The following is a 4,088-nucleotide window of genomic DNA, read 5'->3' as shown; positions in this document are numbered from 1 at the left end:
TCGGCCAGCGCGACGCGCAGCAGTTCCCCGGCACCATGGACTATCGTCCGGACCGGCGCACGCTCGGCATCGCGGGCGGCCTGGTGGTCTGGGTCAAGCGCGGCTGAAATGCCAGGCGCGGGCGTGGCGGCGCGCCGGCCGGCGCCGCAATTGTATGGCGCGTGGCGCGCCGCGCGCCGTCCGGTGTCGTCCGGTGTCGTCCGGTGTGTGGCTTGTGGCTTGTGGCTTGTGACCGATGGCCTGGGGCTTGCGGCGAGCAGCGTGTAGCGTGCGGCGTGTTGTGTGGCCGGCCTACTTGACCTGCGCGCACATGCCGCTGGCCGGGTCGAACATCACCGGCCACGCTTCTTCGTAGATTCCCGGCGTGCAGCGCTTCTGGCAATTGGCATGGGCCAGCGTGACGCGCCGCGGGTCCTGCCACACCATCAGCTTGCAGCCGCTGTCGTCGCGCGCCACCAGTTCGATATGCGGGGCCTTCTGGACCTGCCTGAATTCGCTCAGATCGAAGGCGCAGGAGCCGCGTCGCCGGGGCACCCACAGCTTCCAGTTCAACGCCTGGACCTCGTTCGCGGCGACGCGCACGCGCGCCTCTTCCCGAAAGCCGTCGTCCTCGGTGCGGCTGCAATAGCCGGCGAGCTCGATCACGCGCGAGGGAATCGGTGGAGGAGGGGCGGGCGTGACCTGCCGTTCGGGCGCGGCCGGCGGCAACGAGGGCGCGCGTTTGGCCAGTTCCTGCACGGGCGTGCAGCCCGGCAAGGCCAGCAGTCCCGCGAGCAGTGCCGCCGGTAGTGCCAGCGGTAGCCTCGCCGTCAGTCGCGCCGGTATTCCTGCCGCCAGTCCCGCCGCCAGTCGCGCCGGTATTCCTGCCCGTATTCCTGCCGGTAGTCCGGCAAGCAGCGGGCCTGCCCATGGCGCGATCCGCCGCGCCGACGGCCCTTGGGCCATTGCGTCATTCCAGCGTGTCATCGTCCGCTCCCGCCGCCGCGCCAGGCGCGCGCCATCCTCCTAATCGTTATAGAAGATTGGTGCGGGGATGGCATGCGGTCTGACCCTGAGGGCGCGTTCCGGGCGGAACGCGGGCGGGCCGCGCCGACATCGACGCCGACATCGACGCCTACATCAGGATGATGTCGTACTGCTCCTGGTGGAAGGTCGATTCGACCTGCAGCGAAATCGGCTTGCCGATGAAGTCGCCGAGCATCGCCATATGCTGGCTTTCCTCCTCGAGGAAGAGGTCGATCACTTCCTGCGAGGCCAGGATGCGGAACTCGCGCGGATTGAACTGGCGCGACTCGCGCATGATCTCGCGCAGGATTTCGTAGCACACCGTGCGCGGCGTCTTGACCTGGCCCTTGCCCTGGCAGACGGGGCACTGCTCGCACAGCACGTGCGCCAGCGATTCGCGCGTGCGCTTGCGCGTCATCTCGACCAGGCCCAGCTGCGAGAAGCCGTTGACGGTGATGCGGGTGCGGTCGCGCGACAGCGCGCGCTTCAGTTCCGACAGCACCGCGTCGCGGTGCTCGGCGTTCTCCATGTCGATGAAGTCGATGATGATGATGCCGCCGAGATTGCGCAGGCGCAGCTGGCGCGCGATCGTGTGCGCCGCCTCCAGGTTGGTCTTGAAGATCGTGTCGTCGAAATTGCGCGCGCCGACATAGCCGCCGGTGTTGACATCGATCGTCGTCATCGCCTCGGTCTGGTCGATCATCAGATACCCGCCCGACTTCAGGTCGACGCGCCGCGACAGCGCACGCTCGATTTCCGCGTCGATATTGAACAGGTCGAAGATCGGCCGCTCGCCGGTGTAGTGCGACAGCCGCGGCAGCACCGCCGGCGTGTATTCCTGCGCGAACTCGACCAGCTTCTGGTAGTTCTCGCGCGAATCGACCTGGATCACGCCGGTGGCGTCATTGACGAAATCGCGCAGCACGCGCTGGGCCAGGCTCAGGTCCTGGTACAGCAGGCTCGGCGCCGGCAGCGTGGTCGCATTGAGCCGGATCGCGCCCCAGATCTTGCGCAGGTAGGCGATGTCGTTGCCCAGCTCCTCGTCGGTCGCCTCCTCGGCGATGGTCCGGACGATGAAGCCGCCGCGCTCTTCCTCCGGCACCAGCCCCTGCACGCGCGCGCGCAGCGCCTCGCGATCGACTTCGCCCTCGATCCGCTGCGAGATGCCGATATGGGGGTCCTGCGGCAGATAGACCAGCGTGCGGCCGGCGATGCTGACCTGGGTCGACAGCCGCGCGCCCTTGGTGCCGATCGGGTCCTTGATCACCTGCACCATCAGCGCCTGGCCCTCGAACAGCGTCTTTTCGATCGCCAGCTGCGTGCTGCCGTTGCGGTCCGGCTCGCGCCGGTGCCAGATATCGGCGACGTGCAGGAACGCGGCCCGCTCGAGCCCGATGTCGATGAAGGCCGATTGCATGCCGGGCAGCACGCGCACCACCTTGCCCAGATAGATATTGCCGACCAGTCCGCGCGTCAGCGTGCGCTCGACATGAAGCTCCTGCACCGCGGCCTGCTGCACGATGGCCACGCGTGTTTCCTGCGGGGTGATATTGACGAGGATGTCTTCGGTCATGTTTTGTGCGATCCGTCGCCGGCTGGCTGGCTCCGTCGACGGTTGTCCGTCGCGGCGGAGCAGGTTGGTCCCCTGGATGCCGGGCGGCGCGGTCGGCGGGGGACCGGCGCCATGTTCGGCTTGCCCGGCGTTGTGGCGTCGTGGCGTTGCGGCGTTCCGGCGCCGCGCCTCAGAAGCGCAGGCCGGCCTGTCGCAACAGCGCTGCCGTCTCGAACAGGGGCAGGCCCATGATACCCGAATAGCTTCCCGCGATCCGCTGCACGAACTCGGCGGCGCGGCCCTGGATGCCATACGCGCCGGCCTTGCCGAGCGGTTCGCCGCTGGCCACGTAGCGCGCGATCTCGTCCTCGCGCATCGCGCGAAAGCTGACCTCGGAGATCGACAGCGCATGGTGCGCGCCGAGGGTCGAGACCACGGTCACCGCGGTCAGTACCCGATGCGTGGTGCCGGACAGCGCCGCCAGCATCGCCGCGGCGTCGTCGGCATGCTCGGGCTTGCCGAGGATGCGGCCGTCCAGGCAGACCGTGGTGTCGGAGGTCAGGATCGGCGCGTCGGGCAGCGCGCGCCGTTCACGGCGGCGCAGCGCGGCCTCGGCCTTCAGCGCGCAGACGCGCTGCACGTAGTCGTCCGGCGTCTCGCCGGGCAGCACCGCTTCGAGCGCCTCGGCGTCTTCGTCGTCGTCGGGCAGCAGCAGCTGGTAGGACACGCCGAGCTGGGTCAGCAGTTCGCGGCGGCGCGGGCTTTGGGAGGCGAGGTAGAGGACGTCGTGGAGCACGGTGGCACGGGCGCGGCGGGCGCGCTCAGGGACAAGGGTGGGACGACGGTCGGGACCGGGCGAGCAGGGATCAGACCCGATGGTAAGGGTGGTTCTGCGTGACGGTCCAGGCGCGGTACAGCTGCTCGGCCAGCAGCACGCGCACCATGCCGTGCGGCAGCGTCAGGCTCGAGAGCCGCAGCAGCGTCTGCGCGCGCGCCTTCAGCGCGGGGTCGAGCCCGTCGGCGCCGCCGATCAGGAAGGCGACGTCGCCGCCTTCGCGCTGCCAGCCGGTCAGCTGCTCGGCCAGCTGCATCGTGGTCAGGTCGCGGCCGCGTTCGTCCAGCGCGACGATGCGGCACTGGCGCGGCAGCGCGGCCTCGATGCGCGCGGCCTCGCGCTGCATCACGGTCGCGGCGTTATTGCTGGCGGTGCGCGCCTCGGGCTTGATCTCGCGCAGCACGATGCGCAGCTCCGGCGGCATGCGCTTGGCATACTCGGCGAAGCCCGCTTCGATCCAGGCCGGCATCCTGTGCCCGACCGCGACGATCAGCAACTGCACGGCGACGCGCTGCTGCGGGATGGGGCCCGGCTCAGGCCGAGCGGGTGGCGCGCTTGCGCGGTGCCGCGGTCTTGGCGGCGGTGCTGCGCGTGGCGGTGGTCCTGGCCGCGGTACGGGTGCCGGTGCCGGTGCCGGTTCCCGTCCTGGCCGCCGTCTTGGCAGCGGTCTTCGTAGCAGTCTTGGTGGCGGTCTTG

General features: G+C 69.6%; 5 protein-coding genes. All 5 read right to left on the bottom strand.

What is annotated here, in order from left to right; genetic code table 11:
- Positions 1-291: 291 nt before the first annotated feature.
- On the bottom strand, positions 292-762 hold the full coding sequence (locus AC6EI8_RS24910) for a hypothetical protein (RefSeq protein ID WP_498383177.1): 471 nt from the start codon (positions 760-762) through the stop codon (positions 292-294).
- Between the two features lie 47 nt (positions 763-809).
- Positions 810-953 carry a hypothetical protein gene (locus AC6EI8_RS24905; protein WP_498383178.1) on the bottom strand — a complete coding sequence of 48 codons (144 nt, stop codon included), beginning with the start codon at positions 951-953 and terminating at the stop codon, positions 810-812.
- Positions 954-1,114: 161 nt separating this feature from the next.
- The gene (gene rng / locus AC6EI8_RS24900) at positions 1,115-2,578 is read right to left on the bottom strand and encodes a ribonuclease G (RefSeq protein ID WP_149317922.1); all 1,464 of its coding nucleotides are present in this window, start codon (positions 2,576-2,578) and stop codon (positions 1,115-1,117) included.
- 169 nt (positions 2,579-2,747) lie between these two features.
- Positions 2,748-3,353, bottom strand: a complete 606-nt coding sequence (locus AC6EI8_RS24895; RefSeq protein WP_498383176.1) for a Maf family protein — start codon at positions 3,351-3,353, stop codon at positions 2,748-2,750.
- Between the two features lie 70 nt (positions 3,354-3,423).
- Positions 3,424-3,894, bottom strand: a complete 471-nt coding sequence (gene rlmH, locus AC6EI8_RS24890; RefSeq protein WP_149317924.1) for a 23S rRNA (pseudouridine(1915)-N(3))-methyltransferase RlmH — start codon at positions 3,892-3,894, stop codon at positions 3,424-3,426.
- Positions 3,895-4,088 lie beyond the last annotated feature (194 nt).

It is taken from the genome of Cupriavidus sp. R6-3, assembly GCF_059772245.1.
The sequence above is the reverse complement of the archived record's forward strand: the minus strand, read 5'-3'. Positions and strand labels throughout refer to the sequence as shown.

Excerpts from the sequence above, each read along its gene's own strand:
- rng (WP_149317922.1), bottom strand. The coding sequence starts at position 2,578 with ATGACCGAAGACATCCTCGTCAATATCACCCCGCAGGAAACACGCGTG.
- AC6EI8_RS24905 (WP_498383178.1), bottom strand. The coding sequence starts at position 953 with ATGACGCAATGGCCCAAGGGCCGTCGGCGCGGCGGATCGCGCCATGGG.